Source organism: Vibrio pomeroyi (assembly GCF_024347595.1).
GTDB classification, from domain to species: domain Bacteria; phylum Pseudomonadota; class Gammaproteobacteria; order Enterobacterales; family Vibrionaceae; genus Vibrio; species Vibrio pomeroyi.
In genome coordinates, this window is sequence record NZ_AP025506.1 from 3,232,195 (window position 1) to 3,245,898 (window position 13,704).

Annotated in this window: 14 protein-coding genes and 1 riboswitch; of the genes, 8 read left to right on the top strand and 6 right to left on the bottom strand. The window is 45.8% G+C overall.

All coding sequences use genetic code 11. The annotated features are described in order from the left end of the window. From lptB to mgtE, 7 genes are all read left to right on the top strand, one after another. Positions 1-726 (top strand): LPS export ABC transporter ATP-binding protein, encoded by a 726-nt coding sequence (gene lptB / locus OCV12_RS14240; RefSeq protein ID WP_004735304.1) that lies wholly within the window; start codon positions 1-3, stop codon positions 724-726. A 54-nt stretch (positions 727-780) separates the two neighbouring features. Beyond that, positions 781-2,241, top strand: coding sequence for an RNA polymerase factor sigma-54 (locus tag OCV12_RS14245; protein ID WP_017632280.1), 1,461 nt, complete (start codon positions 781-783; stop codon positions 2,239-2,241). Positions 2,242-2,308: 67 nt separating this feature from the next. Beyond that, complete coding sequence (gene hpf / locus OCV12_RS14250) at positions 2,309-2,596, top strand: ribosome hibernation promoting factor (RefSeq protein ID WP_009847742.1); 288 nt, start codon at positions 2,309-2,311, stop codon at positions 2,594-2,596. Between the two features lies 1 nt (position 2,597). After that, positions 2,598-3,059, top strand: a complete 462-nt coding sequence (ptsN, locus tag OCV12_RS14255; RefSeq protein WP_004738707.1) for a PTS IIA-like nitrogen regulatory protein PtsN — start codon at positions 2,598-2,600, stop codon at positions 3,057-3,059. A 1-nt stretch (position 3,060) separates the two neighbouring features. Further along, positions 3,061-3,930 carry an RNase adapter RapZ gene (gene rapZ, locus OCV12_RS14260; RefSeq protein WP_261884921.1) on the top strand — a complete coding sequence of 290 codons (870 nt, stop codon included), beginning with the start codon at positions 3,061-3,063 and terminating at the stop codon, positions 3,928-3,930. Between the two features lie 2 nt (positions 3,931-3,932). Continuing rightward, positions 3,933-4,208 carry an HPr family phosphocarrier protein gene (locus tag OCV12_RS14265; protein WP_017063734.1) on the top strand — a complete coding sequence of 92 codons (276 nt, stop codon included), beginning with the start codon at positions 3,933-3,935 and terminating at the stop codon, positions 4,206-4,208. Positions 4,209-4,356: 148 nt separating this feature from the next. Beyond that, complete coding sequence (gene mgtE / locus OCV12_RS14270) at positions 4,357-5,712, top strand: magnesium transporter (RefSeq protein ID WP_017632278.1); 1,356 nt, start codon at positions 4,357-4,359, stop codon at positions 5,710-5,712. A 92-nt stretch (positions 5,713-5,804) separates the two neighbouring features. On the opposite strand, the gene pmbA is transcribed toward mgtE, so the two are convergent. Continuing rightward, positions 5,805-7,148 (bottom strand): metalloprotease PmbA, encoded by a 1,344-nt coding sequence (pmbA, locus tag OCV12_RS14275; protein ID WP_261884922.1) that lies wholly within the window; start codon positions 7,146-7,148, stop codon positions 5,805-5,807. Between the two features lie 118 nt (positions 7,149-7,266). Here pmbA and yjgA point away from each other — a divergent pair, with 118 nt between their 5' ends. Further along, the gene (gene yjgA, locus OCV12_RS14280; protein ID WP_017069408.1) at positions 7,267-7,791 is read left to right on the top strand and encodes a ribosome biogenesis factor YjgA; all 525 of its coding nucleotides are present in this window, start codon (positions 7,267-7,269) and stop codon (positions 7,789-7,791) included. Between the two features lie 107 nt (positions 7,792-7,898). Here yjgA and thiQ read toward each other — a convergent pair whose 3' ends face one another. The 5 genes from thiQ to mpl all read right to left on the bottom strand — a co-directional run bounded on the left by thiQ (position 7,899) and on the right by mpl (position 13,522). Continuing rightward, on the bottom strand, positions 7,899-8,603 hold the full coding sequence (gene thiQ, locus OCV12_RS14285; protein WP_261884923.1) for a thiamine ABC transporter ATP-binding protein: 705 nt from the start codon (positions 8,601-8,603) through the stop codon (positions 7,899-7,901). A gap of 10 nt (positions 8,604-8,613) precedes the next feature. Beyond that, entirely contained in the window at positions 8,614-10,209 is a 1,596-nt protein-coding gene (gene thiP, locus OCV12_RS14290) for a thiamine/thiamine pyrophosphate ABC transporter permease ThiP (RefSeq protein ID WP_261884924.1), read from the bottom strand. A gap of 83 nt (positions 10,210-10,292) precedes the next feature. Then, the gene (gene thiB / locus OCV12_RS14295; protein ID WP_261884925.1) at positions 10,293-11,285 is read right to left on the bottom strand and encodes a thiamine ABC transporter substrate binding subunit; all 993 of its coding nucleotides are present in this window, start codon (positions 11,283-11,285) and stop codon (positions 10,293-10,295) included. 53 nt (positions 11,286-11,338) lie between these two features. Next, a riboswitch (TPP riboswitch) is annotated at positions 11,339-11,458 on the bottom strand. A gap of 43 nt (positions 11,459-11,501) precedes the next feature. Continuing rightward, entirely contained in the window at positions 11,502-12,125 is a 624-nt protein-coding gene (locus tag OCV12_RS14300) for a flavin prenyltransferase UbiX (protein WP_261884926.1), read from the bottom strand. A 38-nt stretch (positions 12,126-12,163) separates the two neighbouring features. Beyond that, the gene (mpl, locus tag OCV12_RS14305) at positions 12,164-13,522 is read right to left on the bottom strand and encodes a UDP-N-acetylmuramate:L-alanyl-gamma-D-glutamyl-meso-diaminopimelate ligase (RefSeq protein ID WP_261884927.1); all 1,359 of its coding nucleotides are present in this window, start codon (positions 13,520-13,522) and stop codon (positions 12,164-12,166) included. Between the last annotated feature and the right edge of the window lie 182 nt (positions 13,523-13,704).

Genomic DNA, 13,704 nt, shown 5'->3' on the forward strand with positions numbered 1-13,704 from the left:
ATGGCTGTCTTAAAAGCAAAAAACCTAGCGAAAACATACAGCAAGCGTAAGGTAGTAACCGACGTTAGCTTGCAGGTGGAGTCAGGTCAGATCGTTGGCCTGCTTGGACCAAACGGTGCAGGTAAAACCACGTCGTTCTACATGATTGTTGGCCTGGTTGCGCGTGATGAAGGCACCATCAGTATTGATGACCGAGACATTAGTATCTTGCCAATGCACAGTCGTTCACGTCTTGGTATCGGTTACCTGCCTCAAGAAGCGTCAATCTTCCGTAAGCTGTCTGTAGAGAACAACATCATGGCAGTTTTACAAACCCGTGATGAGATGACCAACGAACAGCGTCAAGATAAGCTGGAAGACCTGCTAGAAGAATTCCACATCCAACATATCCGCACTAGTAATGGTATGGCTCTGTCGGGTGGTGAGCGTCGTCGTGTTGAGATTGCTCGAGCTCTAGCAGCAAACCCGCAGTTCATTCTATTGGATGAACCATTCGCCGGTGTTGACCCAATTTCAGTAATCGATATCAAAAAAATCATTGTTCACCTGCGCGATCGCGGCTTGGGCGTTTTGATTACCGACCACAACGTTCGTGAAACTTTAGACGTGTGTGAAAAAGCTTACATCGTAAGCCAAGGACACCTGATCGCTGAGGGTACTCCTGAAGATGTTCTCAATAACGAACAAGTTAAACAAGTTTATCTAGGCGAACAATTCCGTCTATGATTATATAGAGAGTATCGAGAGTTCTAAGAATAATAACTAGGTAAGTAACACTGAATGAAACCCTCATTACAACTTAAGCTAGGCCAACAGTTAGCAATGACTCCTCAATTGCAGCAAGCGATTCGTTTGTTGCAATTGTCTACTTTAGATTTGCAACAAGAGATCCAAGAAGCACTTGAATCTAACCCACTACTCGATGTCGAAGAAGGCAATGAAGATACGCCAACATCGGAAGAAAAACCTAGCAGTGACGAGAAAGAAACAGTTGAAGCCACAGAGCAAGACTTACCTGATAGCTCAGACTTAATCGAAAAATCAGAGATTGGCAACGAACTCGAAATCGACACCACTTGGGAAGATGTCTACAGCGCAAATACCGGTAACACTGGCATTGCGATTGATGATGACATGCCTGTTTATCAAGGCGAGACCACACAAAGCCTGCACGATTACCTACTTTGGCAACTCGATCTAACCCCCTTCACAGATACTGACCGAAGCATTGCTTTCGCGCTCATTGATGCCATCGACGACTATGGCTACCTCACCGTATCTTGTGAGGACATCCTTGAAAACTTCGATAACGAAGAGATCGAGCTTGATGAGATTGAAGCCGTTCGCAAACGAATTCAGCAATTTGATCCATTAGGCGTTGGCTCGGTGAACCTGCAAGATTGCTTGTTACTGCAACTGGCCACCTTCCCACAAGACACACCTTGGCTTGAAGAAGCTAAGTTAGTGCTTACTAGCCATATCGACCAACTTGGTAATCGTGATTACAAACTCGTTATCAAAGAGACTAAGTTGAAAGAAGCAGAACTGCGTGAAGTTCTACAGCTTATTCAACAACTGGACCCACGACCTGGCAGCAAGATTACACCTGATGAAACCGAATATGTGGTTCCGGATGTGTCTGTATTCAAAGACCTTGGCAAATGGTTAGTGACCATTAACCCTGATAGCGTGCCTAAGCTGAAAGTGAATCAGCAGTACGCCGATCTAGGTAGCAAAGGCAACAGCGCTGACAACCAATATATCCGTTCAAACTTGCAAGAAGCGAAGTGGCTAATCAAAAGCTTAGAAAGCCGAAATGAGACGCTACTCAAAGTTGCGCGATGCATTGTTGAACATCAGCGTGATTTCTTCGAACATGGCGAAGAAGCGATGAAGCCTATGGTGCTTAACGACGTTGCATTAGCCGTTGATATGCATGAATCCACAATCTCTCGTGTGACGACTCAAAAATTCATGCACACGCCTCGTGGCATCTTCGAACTTAAATACTTTTTCTCAAGCCATGTCAGTACTGACAATGGCGGTGAATGTTCATCTACAGCAATTCGCGCGCTCATTAAGAAGCTCGTCGCGGCAGAAAATACCGCGAAACCTCTAAGTGATAGCAAGATTGCTGCTTTACTGGCTGACCAAGGAATTCAGGTAGCTAGACGTACGATAGCGAAATACCGTGAGTCTCTGGGCATTGCCCCATCGAGTCAGCGTAAACGCCTGTTATAAAATAATTTAGCCAGTAGTTAAGTCGGCTATTTTTTATAACTAGGTAACCAACTGAAAAGGAAAGTCTATGCAAATCAATATTCAAGGCCATCACGTTGATCTTACCGATTCAATGCAAGACTATGTTCACACCAAATTCGACAAACTTGAGCGCTTCTTTGATCATATCAATAGCGTTCAGGTTGTATTAAAAGTTGAGAAAATCAATCAAATCGCAGAAGCTACCCTGCATATAAATCAGGGGGAAATCCATGCGACAGCAACAGATGAAAGCATGTATGCCGCGATTGATTCATTGGTTGATAAACTCGTTCGCCAACTCAACAAGCACAAAGAAAAGCTAAGTAGTCACTAACATGCAATTAAGCGAAGTACTTTCATTGGACTGCACCAAAAGTGCAGTCCAATGCACAAGCAAAAAAAGAGCCCTTGAGCTCATCAGTCAGATCGCAGCAGAAAGTTGTGGTCAAGATTCAACAGAACTGTTTGAGTGCATGTTGAGCCGTGAGAAAATGGGCAGTACAGGTATTGGTAATGGCATTGCTATTCCCCATGCTCGTATGAATGTCAGTGATAAAGCGATTGCTGTATTACTGCAATGCCAAGACCCAATCGAATTCGATGCTATTGATAATCGTCCTGTCGACCTCCTATTTGCTCTGCTTGTTCCAAGTGAACAGTGTAAGGAGCATCTAAAAACCCTTTCATGTATGGCAGAACGACTTAACGACAAGCAGACTCTTAAACAGTTGCGTAATGCTCAAAGCGATCAAGAGCTTTACGACATCATGATTCAAGTGCCAACTTGCGAGCAATAACATGCGATTAATCGTGGTTAGTGGCCAATCCGGGGCCGGTAAAAGTGTTGCGCTACGAGTCCTTGAAGACTTGGGGTATTACTGTGTTGATAACCTACCCGTAAATCTGCTCAACGACTTCGTCGAATCGGTACGCGAGATCAATCAAAACGTAGCCGTGAGCATTGATATTCGTAACCTACCGAAAGAACCTCAGTTAGTCACAGACACGCTAGAGCAACTTGAAGCTGCCACTGATATTGACGTGAACGTCTTGTTCCTCGATGCAAGCAAGCAGACGTTACTCAAGCGCTACAGCGAAACACGCAGAATCCACCCTCTATCAATCGGCCGAGAAAAGCTCTCTCTTGAACAAGCGATTGATTTAGAAAAGACACTCCTGACACCTCTTGCTGAACAAGCCAGCATTGTGATCGACAGTAGTGACTGCAACCTCTATGAATTGAGTGAAAAGGTTCGCTTTAAAGTTGAAGGCAAAGAGAAGCAAGAGCTGATCATTGTCTTTCAATCGTTCGGTTTTAAGTATGGCCTGCCAAGTGACGCTGACTATGTGTTTGATGTTCGCTTCTTGCCTAACCCTCATTGGGAACCAGATTTACGACCATTAACGGGCCTCGATGCTCCGATTCACTCTTTCCTAGAAAAACACCCAGAAGTAATTGAACTCAAGCAACAGATTCAAGGCTTTGTTGAGCAGTGGTTGCCAATGTTAGAAAAGAATAATCGCAGCTACTTAACAGTCGCGATTGGTTGTACTGGCGGTAAGCATCGCTCGGTTTATCTAACTCAGAAAATTGGTGAGTACTTCGAACAACTTGGCCACCAAGTTCAAATCAGACACGCCTCCCTAGAGAAGCACCAACAGGGCTAACCATGGAATTAACTCGAACTGTACTGATCCAAAACCGCTTGGGTCTTCACGCTAGAGCAGCCGTAAAGTTGGTTGAGCTTGCACAAAGCTTTGATGCGACCATCACTATCCATAGTGAAGAAGATAAAAGCGCGACAGCAGACAGCGTGATGGGCCTGCTTATGCTGGAATCAGCACAGGGGCAACACATTACCATTCAAGCTGCTGGCACCGATTCACAGCAAGCACTGGATGCCGTCTGTCATCTAATTGAAGACAAGTTTGATGAAGGTGAGTAGCGAAAGCGCTTCGTTTACAACACCCAAAACTCAAACAGCGAACCAACCAATATTAAATCTTAGTTCTACCTAAGTTTATGATTTAAATAAGCCCCAGAATTAAGTTACTATTCCAAGCATTGTTAGAATAATGAGATAGGAGGAAAATATGGCAGAGCAATTAGAATTCGACCAAGCTCACCAAACCCTCCAAGAAGTCAGCGAAGCCCTAGAAAACGGCCGATTTGTTCACGTACGCCGACAACTTCAGGACATGGAACCTGAGGATATTGCACACCTTTTAGAAGCCTCCCCTCGCAAAAGTCGTGACGTACTCTGGCAACTCACCGATCCAGAAGACTACGGTGAAATTCTTGATGAACTAAACGAAGACGTCAAAGATGCTCTTGTGTCAAAAATGGCACCCGAGACCTTGGCAGAAGCAACCGAAGGCATGGAAACCGATGACGTCGCGTACGTACTTCGAAGCCTACCCGACGATGTTTCTCGCGAAGTCCTTTCTCAAATGGACTCCGTCGATCGTGCTCTAGTTGAAACCGCACTGTCGTACCCTGAAGATTCAGCGGGTGCGATCATGAATACCGACGTAATCACGATTCGTGGTGATGTCGATGTCGACGTTGTATTACGCTACATGCGAATGCGTGGTGAATTGCCCGATGCAACCGATGCGCTGTATGTTATCGATGAAGAAGAACGTCTTATCGGTAACCTATCGCTTACTACGCTAGTCACAACTCAGCCTGATGTTCCAGTATCAGAAGTGATGGATGATGCCGACGAAGCGATCGCGGTTGAAACCAGTGCTTCAGATATCGCGAGCCTGTTTGAACGTCGTAACTGGGTTTCTGCACCTGTCGTCGATAGTAACCAGCACCTTGTGGGTCGTATCACCATCGATGATGTGGTTGATGTTATCCGTGAAGATGCTGAACACTCAATGATGAGTATGGCGGGTATGGACGATGACGAAGATACCTTCGCTCCGGTCGTAAAATCCGCTCGTCGTCGTAGCGTCTGGCTTGGTGCTAATGTACTCGCGGCATTGGCGGCGGCATCTGTTTCCAATATGTTTGAAGCAACGCTCGACCAAATGGCAGCGATTGCAGTTCTGATGACTATCGTACCTTCTATGGGCGGGGTTGCCGGTAACCAAACCGTTGCACTGGTGATTCGTGGTTTAGCGCTCGGTCATATCGGTGACAGTAACAAACGCGAACTACTACTAAAAGAAGCAGCAATCGGCTTCCTCAACGGCGTTCTATGGGCCGTTATCATTGGTGGTATCGTGGTAGCTTGGAAAGGTAACTGGATACTGGGAGGCATCATCTCAGCAGCGATGATGACCAACTTGATTGTCGCTGGTATCGCTGGTGTAACCATCCCTGTGATGCTGAAGAAGATGAATATCGACCCGGCATTGGCAGGTGGTATGGCACTCACAACAGTTACTGATGTTATTGGCCTATCGGTGTTCCTAGGCTTAGCAACCATACTGATCTAGTTATCATAAGCAGCTAGCCATTTTTTGACGAAATACAGAAAACAAAAAGGGAGCCATTGGCTCCCTTTTTTAATTCATCAGATTGAATTGAATTACTCGCCCGCGACTTTCATCGACTCAAGCAAGATAGAACCTGTTTGAATCTGTGAACGCGTTTCAACATCGTTACCGACTGCAACGATCTGATTAAACATATCTTTTAGGTTACCCGCAATCGTCACTTCCGATACTGGGTATTGGATCTCTGCGTTCTCAACCCAGAAACCTGCAGCGCCACGAGAGTAATCACCCGTTACTGTGTTTACGCCTTGCCCCATCACTTCAGTGACTAGGAAGCCAGTCCCCAACTCTTTTAGCATCTGCTCGAAGTTTTGACCGGTCGATTTAACGAACCAGTTATGAATACCACCAGCATGACCGGTTGGCGTCATATCCATCTTGCGTGCGGCATAGCTCGTTAGCAGGTAAGTCGCTAACACACCATCAGTGATGATTTCACGATCTTGAGTGAACACACCTTCGCTATCAAATGGGCTTGAAGCCAAACCACGCAGGATATGAGGACGCTCAGAGATATTGAACCAATCAGGTAGGATTTTTTGACCTAAATGATCCAACAAGAACGACGACTTGCGGTAAAGATTACCGCCACTGATCGCCATCACAAGATGACCGATAAGACCTGTCGCAACATCGTTAGCGAACATAATTGGGTATTGGCCTGTTGGTAGCTTTTTCGCATCCAAACGGCTAATCGTCTTTTCTGCAGCTTCCTGACCTACACGCTCAGGCGTCCACAGTTCGTCACGGTGACGTGCCACGGTGTAGCTATAGTCACGTTCCATTTCACCATTAGCGCCTTGTCCAATCACGCAGCAGCTCGTGCTATGACGACTTGAAGCGTAGCTTGCTAGTAAGCCATGGCTATTACCATAAACCTTAACGCCGTAGTGGCTGTCGTAGCTTGCGCCATCACTCTGTTTAATCTTGTCGCTATAAGCGAGCGCTTGCTTCTCAGCTGCAATCGCAATCTCAGCGGCATAGTCAGGGTTAGGCTCGTCAGGGTGGAAAAGATCCAAGTCTGGAATTTCTTTTACCATGTATTCTTTTGCTGCAGGACCTGCAAACGGGTCTTCAGACGTGTACTGAGCGATATCAAGCGCGGCTGCTACCGTTTGAGCAATCGCCTTCTCACTCAGATCAGATGTAGATGCGCTGCCTTTTTTCTGGCCGCGATAAACAGTAATACCAAGTGCACCATCACTATTAAATTCAACGTTTTCTACTTCACACATACGTGTTGAAACACTTAAACCCGTTGACTTAGTAATAGCAACTTCAGCGGCGTCGGCACTCACAGAGGCCATGTCCAACGCTTTTGCTACTGCGGCTTCTAGCTCAACTCTTTGCTGGGCGACTTGCTGTTTTACATCCATATCTATTCTAATTTTGTAGGTCAATATTACGTAGGATAACAAGAATTTCGCTTTCTCCCCAAGATTCTTGCTAAAATAGGCAATATATTCGTTTGAGATAGTGACATAGGCAGAAAAGATGGCTCGCAAAAACCAAAAAGCCCCATGGGAACCAGAAGAAGAAATCATCTGGGTAAGTAAGACAGAAATGAAAACCGACATGGAAGCGCTACAAAAACTGGGGGAAGAACTTGTTTCCCTGAAGCCTTCTGTATTAGACAAGTTTCCTCTGTCTGAAGATTTGGCACAAGCGATTAAAGATGCACAACGCTTTAAAAATGAAGCGAAGCGCCGTCAACTTCAATACATTGGTAAAGTAATGCGCAATGTTGATCCTGAGCCAATTCAAGCGGCTTTGGATAAAGTGCGTAACAAGCACTCGCAAGCAACCGCTGAACTGCACAAGCTAGAGCAACTGCGTGATCGCGTTGTTGCTGAAGGCGATGCTGCTATTTCAGAAGTCATGGACATGTACCCTGAAGCAGACCGTCAGCGTCTTCGTCAGCTAGCTCGCCAAGCTAACAAAGAGAAATCAGCGAACAAGCCAGCAAAGGCTTCTCGTGAAATCTTCCAAATCTTAAAAGAGCTAAAGCTAGAAGACTAATCTTTGTCGCTTTACTCTGTAAGATAATAAAAGACCTAGCGCATGCTAGGTCTTTTTGTTTTCGACGTACTCAGTATCACAACATATTCAATGTTAAAACTAAGCTATCACTCACCCGCTTTCACAAACGAACTGAGTTCTGGTTGTGGGTGGTCAGCGGTAAGCTCGGCTATCGAGTCTTCAACCAACACCTTCCCCAGTGCCACAAACACAAACTTGTTCGCAATGCTGCGAGCATCTCCCAAATGATGTGTCACCATCAAGACGGTAATGTTGCGCTCTGCTGCTAATCGTTTTACCAAGCTCAACATCTCTTCGCGTAGCAAAGGGTCAAGCGCAGAGAAAGGTTCATCAAGCAGCCAAATATCGTGTGGTTGAACAAAACAACGCGCCAGTGCGACACGCTGACGTTGCCCACCAGACAATTGTTCAGGCAGCCTATCTAAGTACTCCGCTACACCCACCTGTGCAGCCGCTTGCTCAACGTCGAGCTTTTGGGTTGCGGTAAGCTTTAACCCCGGATGCAAGCCTAAGCCAATATTTTCACGCACAGTGAGGTGAGCAAATAGATTGTGTTCTTGGAACAACATCGCCAGCGGGCGTTGGTGCGCTTCTTTGCCAATCAATGATTGTCCTGCCACCGAGATATTTCCCGATGTCGGCTCAATAAACCCAGCAACCAATGCAAGTAGCGTTGATTTACCCGCACCACTTGGTCCCATTAGAGCAACAATGTCGCCCTGCTCTGCTTGGAAATCAAAACTAAACAACTCTTGGTGATAGTGGTAATCCACATCTTTCATCACTAACATCATCGGTTCCTTAACTCTTTAGCTTTGAGCTTCGAGTAAACAAAAATTCAATCAGACTAAAACTGCCCACACTCAGTAACAGCAAACTCACTGACACCACTGCCGCCGCTTCCATTTGATAGCTACCTAACAGTTGGAATAGATACAAAGGCAAAGTTCTAAAGTCTTGGCTACCAAACAAGGCAATCGCACTTAAGTCACCCATCGCCAGCATAAAGCTGATTGAGAGTGCTTGCGCCATTGGTTTACGTAGCGCACGCCACTCTACCAGTCTAAAACGAGTGAACCCTGTCATTCCTAAGCTTGCACACACATACTGATACTGCTGAGAAAGATGCAGCATAGGTTGAGCCAAGGTTTTAATCACGTAAGGCAACGCCATCAAACTGTTTACGGCAATCACGATAAAGAAAGCCAAGCTGAACACATCAGTAAATGAACGCAATAATAAGAACAGGCCTGTACTTATCACCAAGCCCGGCGTCACCAAAATGATAGTGCCAATCAGCTCAATCTTATCCGCTCTAAAGTTCTTATTCTGCAAACGCCATGCGCGACTGGTTAGCAAGATCGCGATACCAATACCAACGGCAATAATACTTGCGAGGGAAGCAACACGAACCGAGGTCATTAACGCTGCCCAAAATGGCTCGCTGCTCAGTACAGTGAGCGCCTGAGAGTTAACACCACTTAGAATAACCATGGCTAATGGCGGCAATACCAGCATTGAGACTATGATGATCCAAAAGCTATCCCAAGCTTTTGACCACCAGCTGTCCTTAACCAAATACTTCTCTTCCGACAGCTGACTAGCCGTCACAGATATAGGCTTAGACAAACGCTGAATACTCACCGCTAATACAGCACACAACAGCATTTGCCATATCGCGAGTAACGCGCCAGCTTGCAGGTCAAAGTCAAATTTGATTGCTTGATAGATGGCGAGCTCAATGGTGGTTGATTTCGGACCACCACCCAGCGCCATCACGGTAGCAAAGCTGGTGAAACACAACATGAAGACCAAGCCACACACATGCGGCAACTGCTGTCTTAGCCTCGGCCATTCAACCCATTTAAATTTATTCCAATGACTCATACCCAAGTGAGCACACAGTTTATGCTGCTCAGCCGGCACAGTATCTAACGCTTGTAGAAGTAAACGGCTGGCATAAGGCAGGTTGAAGAAAACGTGCGCCAACAAAATACCATTCAAGCCATAAATAGAGAATGGTAGCTCAATGTCGAAGTTCGCCAAGAATTTAGCGAACCAACCACTGTTGCCGTAAATCGCTAGCAAACCAAACACGCCGACTAATACGGGCAGAACCAAGGTCGACGCGAATAGCCTTAACAACAAGGCTCGTCCAAAAAACTGTCTGCGACACAGAGCGTGTGCAATAGGTATAGCAAAGCCAACACTCAGCACTGTTGAGAGTGTCGCTTGATAAAAGCTGAATTTCGTTACATGCCAATAGTAAGGGTCGGACCATACTTGGCTGATATCAAGAGAAGGGGCATTGCTAAGCAATGCCCCAACTGCTGAAACCACGAAGGCGGTAATGAGTATCGCAACCCAGATCCCGACCTTAGGTGTTTTCTTTATCATAAATTGATTTTTTACCGTAAATGGTTCACTCCAAACATCACGGATGAACCTTTAAATACAGAAAGCGAGTTTTTAAAAGTAAATTAAAAAGTAAGTGCACTCTGCCATTCACGAATCCAAGGCTTACGCTTCTCTGCGATCTCTTCAGAACTAAAGCTCAATGCTTTCTGTGGAACTGTTAGCTGCTCAAAGCCTTTTGGTAGCTCGACAGCCGTTACTGGGTACATCCAGTTACCTGTAGGCATCGCCGATTGGAATTCATCACTTAGGATAAACGCCATAAACTCATCAGCAAGCTTTTCGTTCTTGCTGCCTTTAACCTTAGCGGCTACTTCAACTTGAGTGTAATGTCCTTCTTCGAAGCTCGCTGCAGCGTACTTAGAATCGCTCTCTGCAATGATATGGTAAGCCGGAGAAGTTGTGTAAGACAGAACCAAGTCAGACTCACCTTCTAGGAACATAGAGTAAGCTTCAGACCAACCTTTGGTTACCGTAACGGTTTTCTGAGCCAGCTTCTTCCAAGCTACCGTTGCTTCATCACCATAAACCGATTTCATCCATAACATCATGCCTTGTCCAGGTGTTGAAGTGCGTGGATCTTGGTAGATAACCTTCAGATCATCACGCTGCTCAACCAGCTCTTTCAAACTCTTAGGCGGGTTTGTTAGTTTATCGGTGTTATATACAAAGGCAAAGTAACCAAAGTCATAAGGTACAAAGGTATTGTCATCCCAACCATTAGGCAGTGTTACTGATGAAGTATCAACCTTGTGCTCAGCCAATAAACCCGTCACTTTCGCTTCAGCCATTAGGTTGTTATCTAGACCTAATACGATGTCAGCCTTGCTGTTACCGCCCTCAAGACGCAAGCGGTTAAGAATAGACACGCCATCTTCAAGCGCGACAAAATTCACATCACAACCACACTTCTCTTCAAATGCTTTTTCAACGGCAGGACGAGGGCCCCAATCCGCAGCAAAAGAGTCATAGGTGTATACAGTCAAAGTGTTGTCTGCAGCGAAGGCAGAAAAAGAGATCGCTGTAGTAACAGCAAGGGTAGTTAATGTGAATTTCACTGGACGCTCTCCATGGTCTGAGCGGCACAGGTTTGAGGGAGGAGAACGGTAGAGGTTGTTCCTAACTCAATTCCTACGCCAGCATTATCTGGTTCAGGTTTACGGGTCCCAAGCATGTGCTTGATCTCAGCTCGCATTCATTATTTGAATGGTTCGCTCCCCGATGAGTGTTCAGAATTGTAATTCGAATTTTAACAATAAGCTATCAAGTTTGGATCAATTACGTTGATCGTAACCCCAACGTGGCACTAAACCTTGCTCGATACCAAGATGGTCCAAAATGCGCGCCACCATAAAATCAACCAAGTCGTCAATCGATTTAGGTTGGTGATAAAAGCCCGGAGCCGCAGGCATGATTGTCACGCCCATGGTTGAGAGCTTGTGCATGTTCTCTAGGTGAAGCGTCGAAAATGGTGTTTCACGAACCACCAATAACAGCTGACCTCGCTCTTTCATGACTACGTCTGCTGCTCGCTCAATCAGGTTATCTGATAGGCCATGAGCAATTGAAGCCAAGCTGCCCGCAGAACACGGACACACCACCATCTGCTTCGGCGCAGCTGAACCAGATGCAACTGGTGAGAACCAGTCATCTTTACCACACACCACCAACTTTTCTGGGTCGCAGCCGAGATGCTTAACCAAAGCTTGTTTCGCAGCTTCCGGTCCAGCAGGTAACTTAAGTTCATGCTCTGTTGCTAAGACTACTCGCGCAGCCGACGATATCAGTAAATACACCTGATAATCGGCTGCCAGTAAGCATTCGAGTAAACGCAGTCCGTAAGGCGCACCTGATGCGCCAGTGAAAGCAAGAGTTATCGCTTTATCGTGTTTTGTCATGTTCTCAGTTACGTCAAATTATAAGGTCTTGGATTGGGTTAACCTTTAAGGGCTAACGCATCCAACAATTTCTGATGAATACCACCAAAGCCACCATTACTCATTACCAAGATTTGGTCACCCGCTTGTGCCTCTGAGACAATTTTAGCAACGAATGCATCCATGTCATTACTGACGTGTGCAGGCTGATGACAAGCATCTGCGACATCTTGTACAGACCAATCAATGTTATCCGGTTGGAATAAGTAGGTAGAATCCGCTTGCTTTAGCGAATCAGCCAAGGTTTCTTTGTGCACACCACGCTTCATGGTGGCAGAACGAGGCTCTAAAACGGCAATGATTTTTTTCGTGTCGACCTTATTACGTAAACCACCGAGCGTAAGTTCAATCGCGGTTGGGTGATGTGCAAAATCATCATAAACAGACACACCTGACACCTCACCTTTAAACTCCAAACGGCGCTTGGTGTTAATGAACTTCGCCAACGATTCACACCCTAAGTCAGGTGTCACACCCACATGCCTTGCCGCCGCAATCGCCATTAAGGCGTTGTTAACGTTGTGGTCGCCGACTAAATCCCAATCTACCGTACCAACACATTTGCCTTGGAAGTAAACCTCAAACTTAGAGCCGTCTTTAACTAGCTTCTTGGTATCCCAATCACCAAGTTCACCGCTCGATTCAGCCTCACTCCAGCAACCGCGAGATAGAACATCTTGAATAGCTATGTCTTGCTTAGGTGAGAAAATGCGACCATTGCTTGGTACGGTACGCACCAAATGATGGAACTGACGCTTGATCGCTTCAAGATCATCGAAGATGTCAGCATGATCGAATTCAAGGTTATTCATGACCAAGGTTCTTGGATGGTAATGAACGAACTTAGAGCGTTTATCGAAAAAAGCACTGTCGTATTCGTCAGCTTCGACCACGAAGAACATGCTTTCGCCCAGACGAGCTGAGATACCAAAGTTACCTAATACACCACCCACTAAGAAGCCCGGCGCATAGCCACAGTCTTCTAATATCCAAGCTAGCATGCTAGATGTTGTCGTCTTGCCATGCGTACCGGATACGGCCAACACCCAACGATCGTGCAGCAAGAACTCTTGCAACCACTGCGGGCCAGATGTGTATCTAAGGTTGTTATCCAATACATACTCAACACACGGATTACCGCGGCTCATCGCATTACCGATGACCACAAGGTCTGGTCTTGGCTCTAATTGGCTAGGGTCGAACCCTTCAATAATTTCAATTCCTTGAGACTCCAATAAGGTGCTCATCGGAGGATAAACATTCGCGTCACTACCGGTAACCTTGTGACCTAATTGACGAGCCAATACCGCAGCACCACCCATGAAGGTGCCACAAATTCCTAAGATATGAATATGCATAAATTGCTTCCAAACGCTTGGCTAAATGAACCATGTCTAAATCAAACTACTTGCACTCATTATCATTAAATGACGATTAAAAGCGAGCGGCAATGCAAAACAAATTGAGTCGACATAGTAAGTGAGATCTGTGTCGCTTAGTTCATTACCATTAAAAAGATCTAACCTTTAGAATTTAGGTA

Bases quoted from the DNA above. Each gene is read 5' to 3' on its own strand.
- lptB (WP_004735304.1), top strand. From the start codon at position 1: ATGGCTGTCTTAAAAGCAAAAAACCTAGCGAAAACATACAGCAAGCGT.
- OCV12_RS14245 (WP_017632280.1), top strand. From the start codon at position 781: ATGAAACCCTCATTACAACTTAAGCTAGGCCAACAGTTAGCAATGACT.
- hpf (WP_009847742.1), top strand. From the start codon at position 2,309: ATGCAAATCAATATTCAAGGCCATCACGTTGATCTTACCGATTCAATG.
- ptsN (WP_004738707.1), top strand. From the start codon at position 2,598: ATGCAATTAAGCGAAGTACTTTCATTGGACTGCACCAAAAGTGCAGTC.
- rapZ (WP_261884921.1), top strand. From the start codon at position 3,061: ATGCGATTAATCGTGGTTAGTGGCCAATCCGGGGCCGGTAAAAGTGTT.
- OCV12_RS14265 (WP_017063734.1), top strand. From the start codon at position 3,933: ATGGAATTAACTCGAACTGTACTGATCCAAAACCGCTTGGGTCTTCAC.
- mgtE (WP_017632278.1), top strand. From the start codon at position 4,357: ATGGCAGAGCAATTAGAATTCGACCAAGCTCACCAAACCCTCCAAGAA.
- pmbA (WP_261884922.1), bottom strand. From the start codon at position 7,148: ATGGATGTAAAACAGCAAGTCGCCCAGCAAAGAGTTGAGCTAGAAGCC.
- yjgA (WP_017069408.1), top strand. From the start codon at position 7,267: ATGGCTCGCAAAAACCAAAAAGCCCCATGGGAACCAGAAGAAGAAATC.
- thiQ (WP_261884923.1), bottom strand. From the start codon at position 8,603: ATGTTAGTGATGAAAGATGTGGATTACCACTATCACCAAGAGTTGTTT.
- thiP (WP_261884924.1), bottom strand. From the start codon at position 10,209: ATGATAAAGAAAACACCTAAGGTCGGGATCTGGGTTGCGATACTCATT.
- OCV12_RS14300 (WP_261884926.1), bottom strand. From the start codon at position 12,125: ATGACAAAACACGATAAAGCGATAACTCTTGCTTTCACTGGCGCATCA.
- mpl (WP_261884927.1), bottom strand. From the start codon at position 13,522: ATGCATATTCATATCTTAGGAATTTGTGGCACCTTCATGGGTGGTGCT.